Origin of the sequence: Mesorhizobium sp. C120A, assembly GCF_030323105.1 — a bacterium.
Classification (GTDB): Bacteria; Pseudomonadota; Alphaproteobacteria; order Rhizobiales; family Rhizobiaceae; genus Mesorhizobium.
Map to the genome: position 1 here is coordinate 185,247 of NZ_CP100476.1, position 14,185 is coordinate 199,431.

At 62.7% G+C, this 14,185-nt stretch carries 11 protein-coding genes; 6 read left to right on the forward strand and 5 right to left on the reverse strand.

Features of this window, described 5'->3' with window-relative positions; translation table 11 throughout:
- The 3 genes from NL532_RS00910 to NL532_RS00920 are packed head-to-tail and all read left to right on the forward strand — an operon-like array spanning position 1 to position 4,726.
- On the forward strand, positions 1-1,917 hold the full coding sequence (locus tag NL532_RS00910) for a lasso peptide isopeptide bond-forming cyclase (protein ID WP_023816355.1): 1,917 nt from the start codon (positions 1-3) through the stop codon (positions 1,915-1,917).
- Entirely contained in the window at positions 1,917-2,885 is a 969-nt protein-coding gene (locus tag NL532_RS00915; RefSeq protein ID WP_023715553.1) for a phosphoenolpyruvate carboxykinase (ATP), read from the forward strand. The genes NL532_RS00910 and NL532_RS00915 overlap by 1 nt, the downstream gene beginning before the upstream one ends.
- A 5-nt stretch (positions 2,886-2,890) precedes the next feature.
- On the forward strand, positions 2,891-4,726 hold the full coding sequence (locus NL532_RS00920; protein WP_023715552.1) for an ABC transporter ATP-binding protein: 1,836 nt from the start codon (positions 2,891-2,893) through the stop codon (positions 4,724-4,726).
- 47 nt (positions 4,727-4,773) lie between these two features.
- Here the strand turns inward: NL532_RS00920 and NL532_RS00925 are convergent, their stop codons facing one another.
- On the reverse strand, positions 4,774-5,019 hold the full coding sequence (locus tag NL532_RS00925; RefSeq protein ID WP_348524265.1) for an exopolysaccharide production repressor protein: 246 nt from the start codon (positions 5,017-5,019) through the stop codon (positions 4,774-4,776).
- 634 nt (positions 5,020-5,653) lie between these two features.
- On the opposite strand from NL532_RS00925, the gene NL532_RS00930 reads away from it, so the two are divergent.
- From NL532_RS00930 to NL532_RS00940, 3 genes are all read left to right on the forward strand, one after another.
- A complete protein-coding gene (locus tag NL532_RS00930; protein ID WP_023746616.1) occupies positions 5,654-6,331 on the forward strand; it encodes a sugar transferase in 678 nt (225 codons plus the stop codon).
- Positions 6,332-6,549: 218 nt separating this feature from the next.
- Complete coding sequence (locus tag NL532_RS00935) at positions 6,550-7,773, forward strand: polysaccharide biosynthesis/export family protein (RefSeq protein WP_032885928.1); 1,224 nt, start codon at positions 6,550-6,552, stop codon at positions 7,771-7,773.
- A gap of 115 nt (positions 7,774-7,888) precedes the next feature.
- Positions 7,889-8,980, forward strand: a complete 1,092-nt coding sequence (locus NL532_RS00940; protein WP_023828595.1) for an acyltransferase family protein — start codon at positions 7,889-7,891, stop codon at positions 8,978-8,980.
- A 10-nt stretch (positions 8,981-8,990) separates the two neighbouring features.
- Here the strand turns inward: NL532_RS00940 and NL532_RS00945 are convergent, their stop codons facing one another.
- The 4 genes from NL532_RS00945 to NL532_RS00960 form a co-directional block, all read right to left on the reverse strand.
- The gene (locus NL532_RS00945; RefSeq protein ID WP_023828596.1) at positions 8,991-10,274 is read right to left on the reverse strand and encodes an O-antigen ligase family protein; all 1,284 of its coding nucleotides are present in this window, start codon (positions 10,272-10,274) and stop codon (positions 8,991-8,993) included.
- 288 nt (positions 10,275-10,562) lie between these two features.
- Complete coding sequence (locus NL532_RS00950) at positions 10,563-11,390, reverse strand: SDR family NAD(P)-dependent oxidoreductase (protein ID WP_023684241.1); 828 nt, start codon at positions 11,388-11,390, stop codon at positions 10,563-10,565.
- Positions 11,391-11,491: 101 nt separating this feature from the next.
- Positions 11,492-11,977: an acetone carboxylase subunit gamma gene (locus tag NL532_RS00955; RefSeq protein WP_023828597.1), complete on the reverse strand. Its 486-nt coding sequence runs from the start codon at positions 11,975-11,977 to the stop codon at positions 11,492-11,494.
- Positions 11,974-14,178: a hydantoinase B/oxoprolinase family protein gene (locus tag NL532_RS00960; RefSeq protein WP_023828598.1), complete on the reverse strand. Its 2,205-nt coding sequence runs from the start codon at positions 14,176-14,178 to the stop codon at positions 11,974-11,976. Before NL532_RS00960 ends, NL532_RS00955 begins: the two co-directional genes overlap by 4 nt.
- Positions 14,179-14,185 lie beyond the last annotated feature (7 nt).

Below are 14,185 nucleotides of genomic sequence, written 5' to 3' on the forward strand. Positions count from 1 at the left end.
ATGAGCGGCGTCGCCGGAATTCTGCTGAGGCAGGAAGGCAGGCAGGCCGCCGCGGCCGACATCCAGCGCATGCTTGCCCGCATGCAGCATCGCGCGCCTGACGGCAGTTCGTGGTGGATCGACGAGGGCGTCGTTCTTGGCCACGCCTGGCTCAACACCACCGATGAAGCCGGCCCCGGCCCGCTGACCATGGCCGGCGGCAAGCTCGCAATCACCGCGGATTGCCGGCTGGACAACCGCGACGAACTCTTGGCCAGGCTCGGCATCCGGGACAATTCGGTTGCCGACGCCGTGCTTGTGATGCGCGCCTATCTGCGCTGGGGCGAAGCCTGTCCCGAATATCTGCAGGGCGACTTCGCCTTTGCCATCTGGGACGCCGAGCGCCAGAAGCTGTTTTGCGTGCGCGATCATTTCGGCGTCAAACCCTTCTACTACCATTCGAGCGACCGGCGTTTCGTCTTTGCTTCCGAGATCGGGCCGATCCTCGATGTCGGCGGCGTCGACATGCGCATCAGCGAACACCAGATTTCCGGCTTCCTCGCCGGGCTGCCCGACGATCCGCAATCGACTGCCTATGCCGATATCTTCCGCCTGCCGGCGCGCCATAGCCTGACGGTGACCGGGAACCAGGTGGTGTTGCGCCGCTACTGGCAGATCGAACCGTCGCCAAGACCGATGCGGGCGGACACGGCCGAGGAATTCCGCCATCTGTTCTCGCAATCGGTCCGCAACCGCATGCGCGGCACGCCTGCGGTCGGGGCGATGCTGAGCGGAGGCCTCGATTCCTCCTCGATCGCCTGCGTGGCGGGCCTGCAGAATGCCGCCCAGCAAAGACCGAGGCTGCCGACCTTCTCGCTGGTGTTCGAAAAGGGCTCGCCGATGGATGAGCGTCCGTTCATCGAGGCGGTGCTGGGCCAGCAGAAGGTCGACGGCACTTTGATTTCCGTCGGCGACTACGCGCCCTTCGCGGAATTCGAACGCATTCTGGAGGAGCAGGAAGAAACGTTCCTGGCCCCCGGCCTGTCGCTGACCCGCGACATCTACAGGACGGCCGGCGCCAAGGGCATGAAGGTGCTGCTGGACGGCCATGGTGGCGACGAGGTGGTTTCGCAAGGCCACGGCCATCTGCACGAACTCGCCGATGCCGGCAAATGGATGGAGCTGTGGCGTGAGCTGCGCAGCGCTTCCAACACTTATGGCGACGGCATGCTCGGCCTTTACTACAAGTTCCTGACCCTCTACGGGCCTGCCTGGCGCGTCGCGAGAATCAAGCGGTTCGCGAACCGCGTGCTTGGCAAATTGCGGCGCCATCCCACTGGGCGGCCGGCGACGAGCTGGCGCGGCCTGATCAATCCGGACCTGGCGATGCGCACCGACCTCGTCGAACGGTTCCGCAGGGCCGGCTATATGCCGCCCGCGGTCAGCGCCAGCGAGACCTTGACCCATCGCTGGCTGCTGTCGAACGGCATGGTGCCGCACGCCTTCGAGGTACTCGACAAGGCGGCGGCGAATTTCGGCGTCGAGCCGCGCTACCCCTTCTGGGACAAGCCTCTGGTCGAGTTCTGCCTGACACTGCCCGGCGCGGAAAAGCTGAACCAGGGCTTTGGCCGCTCGGTGTTGCGCCGCGCCATGGAAGGAATTTTGCCGCCGGCAGTGCAGTGGCGGCGCGACAAGATCGATTTCACCTCGAACCTGGTCAAAGGCATGCTCGGCAATCACCGCGATCTCCTGGACAAGGTGCTGGTGAAAGATGCGGCGCGGATTGCCCCTTACGTCAACCTGCCTGAGGTGACCGCCGCCTATGGCCGCATTTCCAGCCAACCCGAGGCCGCGACCTTGCCCGATGTCCAGTATGTATGGCGTTCGATTTCGCTATCATTGTGGCTGCGGCAGGTGCAACAGCGCGGGAGCCAATGATGATGCCGGCCAACATGCCTCTTGCCGCTGATGACCGCCATGCAATTGCTGCTCGCGCACAGCACTTCTACAAAGCCTATGGGCTGACGATCGCTTCGCAGGTCGAACTGCCTGAGCTAGAGCCGAGCGAACCAGCTTGCGTCGATGTGCTGATCACGGTCGGCCCGATCGACCTGCCAAAACCCTCGCCCGAGACCGGAACCGCTTTCCGTTTCGAGCCGCGGCAGCAATATTTGGCATGGCAGACGGTCGGCGCCTTCCTGATCACCGATGCCTGCCGGATCGAGGTGGAGCCGGCGCCCGATGTCGACGATGCGCTGCTGGCGTTTCCGCTGCTCGGTCCGGTCATGGCACTGCTCCTGCACCAGCGCGGCCTGCTCATCCTGCACGCCAGCGCCATTGCGGTCGGCGGCAAGAGCGCTGTCTTCATGGGCGACAAGGGCGCCGGCAAATCGACGACGGCGAGCGCGATGATCCGTGCCGGGCATCGATTGCTGACCGACGATGTCGTGGCGCTCGATCTCACGGACCGGCCGATGATCGTTCCGGGTTTTCCGCAGCTGAAACTCGCCGCCGATGCCGCCGCCGCGTTTCCCATCCGCCAGGCAGAGATACGCCCGCAGGTGCATGCGGCGATCGACAAGATGCAGCACCGCCTGCACGCCGGATTTGCGGCAGACGCGGTGCCGGCGACCCGGATCTATATCCTCGAGCGCAGCGACAAGGCAGCGATCACGCCGCTGCCAGGCATCGGCGCCCTGCCGGCGATCATCAAATTTTCCTATGTGACGCGTTTCGGCCGTCCAGCCCTGGTCGGCGATTTTGCCACGACACATCTTCGCCAATGCGCCGCCCTGGCCAGCCAGATCGGCGTCTGTCGCCTCGAAGTGCCCACCGGGCTCGACCGTATCGGCGAAGCCGTCGCCCTGATCGAAAACGATCTGGCGGCCGACAAAGGGCCGCGGTGACTGACATGTCCGCATCGCAGATCCTGCGCTTTTCGTTTTACCGCGATGTCGCCGGCTTCGGCGCCGCCATGGCCCGGATCGGCGGGCGCAGGACCTTCACGGCATTGCTGTTCCTGATCCTGGGAAGCCTGACCGAAGGCATCTCGATCCTGCTTCTGGTGCCGCTGCTGCATCTGGTCGGGCGACCCGAGCAGAATTTCGCGGTCAGGTTGCCTGACCGCGACTGGGTGCGCTGGCTGGCTCCGGACGGAACGCTGCAATTGACCACGGTGCTTTGCCTGCTGGTCGGGCTTGTCGCGCTGCAGGCGGCGTTCAACCGCTATAAATCCGTCTACATGGCGCGGCTGCTGCTCGACTTCATCAATCGCCTGCGCATGAACCTGTTCGAGAGCATCGGCAAGGCGCGGTGGGGGATATTCGCGCGCATGCGCAGCTCCGATCTCGACCATGCGCTGACCGGCGATATCGACCGCGTGCAGTCGGCGGCGTTCTCGCTGCTGATGCTGGTGCAGATCGCCGTGCTTCTGGCGGGTTATCTCGTTGTCTCGCTGTTCATTTCGACAGTGATGACGGCATTTGCCATTGTCGTCGGCATCGTCACCTTCCTGGCGCTGCAGCCGTTTCGGGCACGAGCCAGCGCCTTCGGCCGGGTTTTGACCAGCAATCGCCAGGAGCAGTACCGAACGGTCTCGGAGTTCCTCGGCGGCATCAAGGTGGCCAAGAGCCTGAATGTCGAGGCGACCTATTACGCACAGCTTCGCGCGACGCTGGAGAAGATGAAGGCCGACAACATCAACTACGTCCGCAACAGCACCATCGGCACCGCTCTGTTCCAGGTCGCCAGCGTCATTGGTCTGAGCTTGTTCATCTATGTCGCCCTGATCCGCTTCAACCTCTCACTGGCCGAGATCGTTGTGCTGCTTCTGGTGTTCATGCGCATTGCGCCGCGTTTCATGGACATGCAGATGCAGGCGCAGCAGGTGCTGATCAACCTGCCGGCCTATGCCTCGATGCGCGACATGCAGGCGCGTTTCGATGCCGAACGCGAGCCGGCAAACCTCGAATCGGATGCCAAGCTGTCGCTCGATGTCGGGCTCAACATCCGCAATGTCTCCTTTGCCTATGAGGCCGGCGGCAAGCCGGTGGTGAGCGATGTCACCTTTGGCCTTCCCGCCGGCAAGGTAACGGCGCTGATCGGTCCGTCAGGCTCGGGCAAGAGCACGCTTGCCGACATGCTGCTTGGCCTGCTCGAACCGAGCGAGGGCAAGATCCTGGCCGATGGCGTCGAGATCGGCGCCGCCAACCGCCGGCGCTGGCGCGACCAGGTGGCGTATGTGCCGCAAGACGTGTTCCTGCTGCACGATACGATCGCCGCCAATCTGCGCCTTGCCGCGCCGCAAGCCAGTGACGCGGAGCTGTGGACTGCACTGCGCGCTGCGCATGGCGCCGACTTCGTCGAGCGGCTGGAGTTGCGGCTCGACACGGTGGTCGGCGACCGCGGCGTCCGGCTCTCGGGCGGCGAACGCCAGCGCATCGCGCTGGCGCGCGCGCTGCTGCGCAAACCTTCGCTGCTCATTCTCGACGAGGCGACCAGCGCGCTCGACTGGCAGAACCAGTCCCTGATCGCCAAATCGATCGACGGCTTGCGCGGATCGATGACGATCCTGACCATTGCGCACAGGCCATCGATGATCGCCTTCGCCGACTGGGTGGTTGCAGTCGAAAACGGACGAATCGTCGAAGTGGGGCAATATCAGAGGTTGAAAGCGAAGGCCGGCAGCCGCCTGTCGAAAATGCTTTCAGGCGAGCAATCGGAACCCGAGCCGGCCGAAGCAGGCTGAGTCCGGCTGCAAGATGATCCGAGGCCGACCTTGCGGCTTCAGACTGCTCAATGCACGCTGCGCCTCGCCGAGAGCTTCTCGCCTTCAACCGCCTTGTCGGCGCCGAGGCTTCTTTCGGCGTCGCGAGCCCTGTCGGCCGATGTCGGCGCGCTGCTGGCGATCATAACATACACCAGCAGGAAATAACCGACTTGGATGAGGACAGCGCAGCCGATGACGCGAAGCACCGTTGTGGTGACCGTCGCGCCGTCGACATAGGACCACGCGACCACGATCGCGAGGGCGAAAACCATTCCAATGACGAATTTTGGTAATGACATGTTCGGCGGCCCGTCAACCGGCCCGAGCATGCAAAAGCGATGACTTACCCACCCGAGTATCTCCCCATTCGCCATGCGAGCTTATTTAGCTGCTCTTTTTCGGCCGGTTGCTTCCGGCCTTCCCAACCCATCCAGACTCTATCAGGAATAATTTGCGACTCTATTAAGGCGCGAAACTGACGGCAAGGGCAACCAGCAATAATTTTCGGGTTGGCGGCGGCTTGGACTCCGCCATGCTGCGATGCACACGCAGGGGTGGTGACCTAACTCGTCATGCGCTTTATACTACAGTAGAATCTACAATGTTGATTAGTATTTTACTTGATTAATTTAGCAAAGCCAGTGATTCGAAAATCAGTTAAAGCCGTTCCCTCTGCGGCAAAGGACGATTTGCCCAAAACCCGCCGAAAAAAGGCATTACATTTCCTACGGTTGCTAATTATTCGTCACAAACCCGCCATAAAGGGCAAAATTTGGGCAAGGAGCGTTTATTATTTAGTCAATTCCTGACGTGACTATTTCAGCCATATGGGAAATTGTGTGTTGCGCTGCAGCATTTTTTTGGTATCGTGGCATAAACCATCCGTTCAACGTATGGAGCTTTTGCATGAGGGACGTTGCCAAGTCGGCCAATGCGGCATTTTCGCATGTCGGCGTAGATTTTCCGCCACCCATCGGCGGGCTGCTGAAGCGCAGTTTCGATGTTTTCGGTTCACTTGTCGGCCTGGTGGCGCTTAGCCCGCTGTTCCTGATGGTGGCCCTTCTGGTCAAGCTTTCCGACGGCGGCTCGATCTTCTACGGCCACAAGCGCATCGGACGCGGTGGGCGGATTTTCCCCTGCCTCAAGTTCCGCACCATGGTCGAAGACGGCGAACGTGTGCTGGCCGCCTATCTCGCGGCCAATCCGGAAGCCAACGCCGAATGGATCGCGACCCGCAAGCTGAAGAACGATCCGCGCGTCACCCGCGTCGGCGCCGTTCTGCGCAAGCTCAGCCTCGACGAGCTGCCGCAGATCATCAACATCCTGCAGGGCGACATGAGCCTTGTCGGGCCTCGCCCGGTGGTGCGCGACGAGCTTGAGATCTACGGCAGCGCCGCGGTCTATTATTTGAAGTCGCGGCCGGGCCTGACCGGGCTCTGGCAGGTGAGCGGACGCAACGATGTCTCCTATGACAGTCGCGTCGCGTTCGACCGTCACTATGTCGAGAACTGGTCGCTGTTCGAAGACGTTCGCATCATCCTCAAGACCGTGCCTGCGGTGTGGATGTCGCGCGGTTCCTACTGACCGACCGCAACTGGTCAGCAATCGGGCCGGCACGGCCCGAAGCCAATCCGGTCCAAAGCTATTCGGCGATGGGCCGGTCTCGCATTGCAGCCATAGTGTTCTGCCAGGTTCCGAAGGAGGCACTCGGCAGCAGGCCTATCGGGCGGATGGGGCCAAAACGGATCGGAAACGTTCAGTTGAAAACAGACATATCAGCGTATTTTCGCCTTGCCGGCCCGATGCGGCCGGCACGGCTCGTCGCCACGTGCCTCGCTCTGTCGCTCGCGGTTCCAGCCATGGCCGACGAGTACCGGCTCGGCTCGCAGGACAAGCTCAACATCCGCGTCGCCGAGTGGCAGACGGTGGAAGGCACGTTCCGTGACTGGTCGGCGGTAAACGGCGAATATTCGGTCGGTCCCGCCGGCAATTTGTCGGTGCCGTTCGTCGGCGAACTGCCGGCCGCCGGCAAGACCACGTCGGAGGTTGCGGCCGCGATCAGCGTCGCCCTGCAGCGCAAGCTTGCCTTGTCGGACAAGCCGGAAGCCTCGGTGGAAATGGTGCAGTTCCGGCCGTTCTACATCTCGGGCGAGATCCAGACGCCTGGCCAGTTTCCCTATGTGCCGGAGCTGACCGTGCTCAAGGCGATCAGCATCGCCGGCGGCATCCGGCGCAACGCCGATTTGGGCACCCAGCTCGGCAAGGACCTGATCACCGCCAAGGGCAATTTCGACATTTATGACGACCAGCGCGTGCGGTTGATCGTCAAGCGTGCCCGCATCGATGCCGATCTCGCCGGCAAGGAGAGTTTCGAGGCGCCTAAGGAAGTCGAGGGCGACCCGCGCCTGGCGACAATCGTCGCCGACGAAATGCAGATCCTGATCTCCGACCAGAAAGCGTTGAAGCTGAAGCTGCAGGCGCTTGACGATCTGAAAGGGGTCCTGCAGTCCGAAATCGAGGCGCTGCAGAAAAAGATCGTCAACCAGCAAAAGCAGGTCGACCTGGCGCAGCAGCAGGCGGACAGTATCGGTCCGCTGGCGCAAAAGGGCCTGGTCGCCAACGCACGCCTGCTTTCCTCGCAACAGTCGGTCACCGATCTGCAGGGCAAGATCCTGGACTATGAGACGGCGATCCTCACCGCCAAGCAGTCGGTCAGCAAGGCGACGCAGGATGCCATCGATGCCCAGAACACGTTGAACTCGAGACTTGCCGCCGACCGGCAGCAGGTCGAAGCAGACCTCAACGAAGCCGCACTCAGGGTCAACATGCAACAGGGCCTGATGGCCCAGGCATCGGACCCGGCCACGACCGCCGCCATCACAAACAACAATGAAGAGCCGGCGCTCATCTATTCGCTGGTGCGCGTGACCGACGGCAAGACCAGCGAGATCGACGCCAAGGAAGATACGCCGGTGCTGCCGGGCGACGTCATCAAGGTGAAGCTGGCGCCGACGGCCAGCCAGTAAGTTCCTGTCTCGCTCAGCTAGACCGGAACGACGGAGGGGCGGGAGAACCAGTTCGGCTCGTTCGCGCCAGGGTGCGGGCGGGAACTTCCGTTTTTCGACCGCTTGAAGGCATTCCATGCAGCCCGCCGCACCGCGCCACGTCTACCTCAATCTCGATGCCATCCGCGGCGTCGCGGCGATCAGCGTCATGCTCTACCACTTCTCGCCGTTCCTGGCCCCCGGCAAGGTGCTGCCGTCGAGCTATCTGGCGGTCGACCTGTTCTTCCTGCTCAGCGGCTTCGTCATCGCGCATGCCTATGACCGCAAGATCGAAAACGGCATGGGCTTCGGCACGTTCGTGGCGATCCGCCTGATCCGCCTCTACCCGCTCTACCTCGCCGGCACGCTGCTCGGTTTCTTCTATCTCATCGTCAAGAACCGGCTGATTCCGGCGGAATACATGCCGATCTCCGAGATCGGCACCATGCTGACGACCGGCATGTTCTTCATCCCGCTGGTCAGCGACGCCTATCGCACGATCTTTCCGCTCAACCCCGCGTCGTGGTCGCTGTTCTTCGAGCTGATCGTCAACATGGCCTATGTCGCCTTCTTCTTCCTGCTGACGAAACGCGTGCTGAGCACGCTCATCGCCGTCAGCCTGGTGTTGCTGGTGGTCGTCTCTATCATTGCCGGCACCCTCGACTTCGGCATGACCGGATCGACCATCATCAGCGGCCTGCCGCGCGTCTGTTTCTCGTTCTTCCTGGGCGTGCTGCTTTGCCGGTCCATGACACGCTATCAAAGCGGGCTCGGCTTTCTGCGGCGCGGCTGGTGGATAGAGGCCGCGATCGCACTGACGCTCGTCGTCTTTGCCATCGCGCCGGCCGGCGGCGCGCGCGTCGCCTACGATCTCGCCTGCGTCGTCTTTGTTTTCCCGGCGCTGGTGGTGGTCGGCACTATTGCGCCGACGGCGCCGCGCCTGTCAGGCCTCTATGGCTGGCTGGGGCGGATTTCCTACCCAATCTACATCATCCACACGCCGCTGCTGATGATCATCGCCGGGGCGGGCAAGGCCGCAGCGATCGACCCGTTCGCGCATCATCCCTGGTTCGGAATCGTCATGGCGGTTTCCGTCATCGTCATCGCCGACATCGCCACGCGCCTCTATGACGAGCCGTTGCGCCGCTTCCTGCAGCGGCTGATGCTGCGCAAGCGCGCCGTCGCCTGAGATAAGCAAGTCAGACGCGCGCCGGCATGCGGCCGTTGGCGGTGTTCTCGTCCGGCACCGGAACATAGGCCCGCCTTGCCCTGGCGAGCGGCACCGGGCGCAGCTTGAACAGGCCGTAATAGACGATGAACGAGGCCATGAAATAGGGGCCGAGGATCTCGACCTCGAAGAAGGAGCGGATCAGCATCATGCCGACCGCGCCGGCGAGCACCACCGAATCGGCGCTCCAGTCACCGAACACCACCTTCGAAACATGGCCCCAGAAGGAGCGCAGGATGATCAGCGCCAGCATCGTCACGCCGATGAAGCCGAGCTCGACCAGCGTCTCGATATAGGTGTTGTGGAAATGGAAGCCGGTGCGGGTGGAGATGTAGAACTCGGCCCAGAGCCGTTCCGGATCGGCAAAACCCTGGATCCAGTAGGCGGCATAGCCATAACCGAGCACCGGACGCTGCTGCGCGGCGGCCCAGCCCTGTTCCCAGAGATAGGTGCGGCCGGTCAGCGTCGAATCCTTGCCGAAGATGCCGAGCACGACATCGAGCAGGCCAAGGTTCAGCGCAGCCATCACACCGCCGACCAGCGCGGTAGCGCCGACGACGAACAGCACGCGGCGGTAGCGGCGTGACAGAACCTTGCTCATGGCAAGCAAGGCAACGACACCGATCACCGCCGGAAGCGAAGCGACCGACGTCGCCGAGTGGGCGATCGCAAGCATATAGACCGACAGCAGGATGATCGGCGCGGTCCAGACGAAGCTCATCCAGTTGCGCCGGTAGAAGGCCAGAAAAGCGAAGCAGAAGAAGATGCCGAGCGAGGCGAAGAAGCCGATCTGGTTCTTGGAGCCGAAGGCGCCGACGAAATTGGTGGTGCCGTCGATAGTGTCGAGCGCATAGGCGCCAACCTTCAGCGAATACAGCAGCACGATGAAGATGCCGATCAGCGAGCCCAGCACCAGCGTGCGCGTGCTGATGGTGCGCGCCGCGATGTAGGCGCACAGCATGTGGGAGAAATATTGCAGCCCCGCCCGCGCGCTGGTGCCGGCCGCTTGCGACCAGAACAGCGACAGGCAGACATAGGCCGCAAACAGCAGCGGCAGCCAGGCGCTGGAGAGATCGCGGGCGAAACGCCGGTAATCGACGAACAGCAGCGGCAGCCATACCAGATAGTAGGCGAGGATCAGGATCTGGCCGAAATTGGTGGAGTAGGCGAAGGCAAAGACCGACACCGCAACGGCGAAGGCGGCATAGACCTTGTTGTTGTCCGGATCGATCAGAATGGATTTCGGGATCTTCATATCCGTACCGGATTTCTCATGCTGCCGCCTTTCGGCTGGGCTGAAGCGCCCATGGTCGGCTTTTCTGCGTCAGGTCCGCCCTTGCATGCGCGATCGCCGGAACCTGCCCTTGCCGGACCCCTATCAGCGGGCATCCATTGTGCAGTGCACAATATAACCTCTATGCCTGTCACTCAATGGTAAATTTGCCGCGAGGGGTAAAGTTGCCGCAGGCAGGGCCAAAACGACCATGCAACCGACAAATGGCGTTAATGCGGCTCGCTCGTTCGAAAATACAAGCTGTGGCCGCTACCACAGCGCCCCGCCGGTGATCTGGATGTTTTCCATGGTGATGCCCTTGGCCAGATCCGAGCACAGGAACACGGCTAGAGCCGCGATTTCCTGCGGCTGCAGCATGCGCTGCTGGGGATTGCCCTTGGCGATCTCGGCCATCGCTTCCTCGGCGGTTCTGCCCTTGCCCTCACGCTCGACGACCTGCGCCACGTTGCGGCGCATCAGTTCGGTCTCGACCCAGGTCGGGCTGATCATGACGCAGGTGACACCGTGCGCGGCGCCTTCCAGCGCCACGCAGCGGGTAAGGCCGAGCAGCCCGGCCTTCGAGGCGCAGTAGGCCGGGTTGTCCTTCCAGCCGACGGAAGCCGCCGTCGAGCCGATGTTGACGATACGGCCCCAGCCGCGCTCGATCATGCCGGGCAGCACAGCTCGGGTGACGCGGAACGCTCCGCTGAGATTGGTGTCGACGATCTTGTCCCACAGCGCGTCGGAATGGCCGCAGACCGGCTGTTCGGCGGTGGTGCCCGCAGCATTGACCAGTATGTCGGCCGGGCCGATGGCGGCCTGCGCGTCGGCTGCAAACCGGTTGGTCACCTCGCTGTCGCGGACATCGAGATGGGCGGCACAAACCCTGGTGCCGTGTGCCGACAGGGCCAACCGCACGCGCTCGAGTTCATCGGCGCCGGGATAGTAGGCGGCGTCGGATCTGTCGGCGCCGGCGGGCGCGATGTAGGAGCCGACGGCGACATTGGCGCCGGCTTGCGCCAGGGCCGTAGCAATGGCGAAACCCATGCCGGAAAACCCGCCGGTGACGATGGCGCTGCGGCCGGAAAGGTCTGTCATGGTGGGCAGTCTCCGATGCGACGTACGATGCGTTTATTCATAGTCCGTCGCCGGCTAGGAGCGCTACCTTGCCGGCAACGCGGCCGTAACATCGAGTTTCGCTAGAGCGGTTTGCCCAGCCACTCGCGATAGAAGCCTTCGAGATCGGGTTCGAAATCATGCACGATCGGATAGCCGGGTGCCGCCGCCTCGACCTCGTGCATGGTGCCGCATTCCGGACAGATGAATTCGCGGATTTCCATCCATTGCGGATCGGGGATATCGCTGTTGGGATAGATCTCGCGCAGCGCTTCCTCGGTGTTTCGCACGTTGATCGCAGCCTTGAGCTTCCAGTTCTTGCGGTAGTCGCCGAAGGACTGGCCGCATTCGCAACGGGTGATGCGCTCGTCGCCGCTCTGGCAGATGAACAGGTGATCCGAGACCGGCAGCAGGATCGGGTCCTTCCAGGTGACACGGTCCTGATAGACGGCGAGCATCTTGAAGAAGCGGTCGTCGTCCTTGTAGGCGCTCATGATGCGCTTTGTCTGAGGCCAGGGGAGCTTGCCGGCTGAGAGATCGCCGAGGACTTCCTTGCTGTACGAGGTCATGGCTTTGCTCCCGGCATGAAGATCGATCTGGCGTCGACGGTCCAGAAATCGCTGAAATCCCTGGTGAAGCGCGACGACAGCTTGATCGCGCTGGCATACATTTTCTTCACCTCGGGCGCGAAGTCGGCCTTCTCGACACGGCCGCGTTCGGCAGCGATCCAGTCCGAAACCGGGATCGCCTTGGCCAGACGCTCTCTGCGCATGGCGGCACGACGTTCGACGGTGGCGTCGATATCGGCAACCGGATAACCCTCGGCGTCGTCCTTCAGCACGATGCCGAAAATCTGGATCGCCGCCTGGCGGGTGAGAAAACCGTTCTCGACATCCCAGGCGGTCTTGACCGGATCGCGCTCCAGCACGTCGCCGTAACCGCCGCCACCATTGTAGGAATGGCTGAAGATGTCCCCCGACTTGTGCGGCGAGGTGATGTAGGGGCCTTCGACCACGGCATGGTCGCCGCCGATGTTCTTCTCGTAGTCGGAGACATGCGGATCGATACCTGGGGCATGCGCGAGCGGTTCGCCTTTTGCCGCCAGTTCATGGATGTTGGAATTGCGTACCGCGCGATGCTTCTGGCAGGTCGGCGCGGGATAGCCGCCACACATGCCGCCATTGTCGAATACCCGCGAGGAGTGTTCCGAGGTGTGCAGTCGCAGGTGCGAGGTCTTGTTGATCAGCCAGGTCGAGACGAAGGAACAGCCGCCGCGATATTTGCCGGCGCCCCCTGAATTGGGGACGATCGAGCGGCCGATATAGACCATCGGCATCGATTGTTCCCAGACCTCGATGTTGCCCATGTCGGATTCCGGATTCCAGCCGACATAGGCGGTGTCGAGGCCATCGGCGATGGCCAGCGCGCCGGAGCCGGCGGCGGCGCATTCGAAATGCGCCATGCCGAACGGCGTACCGTACTGGCTTTCGCCGCCCATCTCGATCATCGGGCTGTTGACCTGGCCAACGAAGGCCTCCTCGACGAAGCCGCGCGCGACGAAGCCGCGCGACAAAAGGCGCTGGAACACGCCATAGGCCGGCAGCAGCAGCGCCCAGGATGTGGCGGTCGCCACCATCTCATTGTCGGGGTTGGTCCAGGTGCCGTGCGGCAGCTTCAGCTCGGTCGCCATCCAGGCGCCGTCATTGACCAGGCCCTCGAAATTCATGTGCTGGGTCAAGGTGACGAACATGCCGCCATCCATGCCGGCCGGCGTGCAGTTCATCGAATGGTAGCCCCAGGGTTGCGTGCCCTCGAAGTCCATGGTGATCTTGCCGTCGGTGGTGATCTCCATCTCGATCGGGATGTTGTAGAGCCAGTCGGGATCGCCAAGCAGCTGGAAGCCGGGCTTGCCCGCCGTGACATGGCCGTAGAAGGTGTGGCCACGATAAATGCCGGGCACGGTGAGCTGGCGGGTGCGGGCGAGCTGGGCGCGACGGCCCTCCTCGATGAACTCCTTCGACACCTTCATCCAGTAGTCGAGGCCGATCTCGGAGATCAGCTGCTTGACGCTTTCGCGCATGTCGATGCAGGAGGCGACCTTGGCCTTCTCGTCGAGCACCCAGTAGATCGGCATGCGTAGATTGCGCTCGCAGCGGATGACGTAGTCGCGGCGGATCTCGTCATTCTCGCCGATCTTCTCGGCGCAGACGAACAGGCCTTCGGTGAAGCGCTCCTGCGCCAAGCAGACGTCGCCGCCGGGCGTGATGCCGCCGGCTTCGAGCTCGTGGCAGACCGCACCGGCCCAGCCGACCAGCGTGCCTTGATGGAAGATCGGCACCACGTCCATGACGTCGGGCACCTGCACGGTGCCGATGAAGGCATCGTTGTTGGCAAAGATGTCGCCTTCGCGGATCTTCGGGTTTTCCTCGTAATTGTTCTTGATCATCCATTTGATGAAGCGGCTCATCGTGTGGACGTGGACCATGATGCCGTTGGACAGCGCGATCGCATCGCCCTCGGGCGTATAGATCGCCACCACCATTTCGCCGACTTCGCGCACGCCGGGCGAGGCCGAGATGCGGCGGGCCATTTCGCGGGCCGAGACGCAATAGGCGCGCAGCTTGGTGTGCAGCGTCTCGAATTTCAGCGGGTCCTGGTTGCGTAGCGTGAGCTCGGTGATGCCGTCATAGCAGCCGGTCTCTTCCATCAGCCGTTCTGAATCGAGCAGCCGTTCGCGAAGGCGCAGGGCCGAGGCAGGTCTGTCCAACATGGCGGTG

Excerpts from the sequence above, each read along its gene's own strand:
- NL532_RS00910 (WP_023816355.1), top strand. The coding sequence starts at position 1 with ATGAGCGGCGTCGCCGGAATTCTGCTGAGGCAGGAAGGCAGGCAGGCC.
- NL532_RS00915 (WP_023715553.1), top strand. The coding sequence starts at position 1,917 with ATGATGCCGGCCAACATGCCTCTTGCCGCTGATGACCGCCATGCAATT.
- NL532_RS00920 (WP_023715552.1), top strand. The coding sequence starts at position 2,891 with ATGTCCGCATCGCAGATCCTGCGCTTTTCGTTTTACCGCGATGTCGCC.
- NL532_RS00925 (WP_348524265.1), bottom strand. The coding sequence starts at position 5,019 with ATGGTTTTCGCCCTCGCGATCGTGGTCGCGTGGTCCTATGTCGACGGC.
- NL532_RS00930 (WP_023746616.1), top strand. The coding sequence starts at position 5,654 with ATGAGGGACGTTGCCAAGTCGGCCAATGCGGCATTTTCGCATGTCGGC.
- NL532_RS00935 (WP_032885928.1), top strand. The coding sequence starts at position 6,550 with ATGCGGCCGGCACGGCTCGTCGCCACGTGCCTCGCTCTGTCGCTCGCG.
- NL532_RS00940 (WP_023828595.1), top strand. The coding sequence starts at position 7,889 with ATGCAGCCCGCCGCACCGCGCCACGTCTACCTCAATCTCGATGCCATC.
- NL532_RS00945 (WP_023828596.1), bottom strand. The coding sequence starts at position 10,274 with ATGAAGATCCCGAAATCCATTCTGATCGATCCGGACAACAACAAGGTC.
- NL532_RS00950 (WP_023684241.1), bottom strand. The coding sequence starts at position 11,390 with ATGACAGACCTTTCCGGCCGCAGCGCCATCGTCACCGGCGGGTTTTCC.
- NL532_RS00955 (WP_023828597.1), bottom strand. The coding sequence starts at position 11,977 with ATGACCTCGTACAGCAAGGAAGTCCTCGGCGATCTCTCAGCCGGCAAG.
- NL532_RS00960 (WP_023828598.1), bottom strand. The coding sequence starts at position 14,178 with ATGTTGGACAGACCTGCCTCGGCCCTGCGCCTTCGCGAACGGCTGCTC.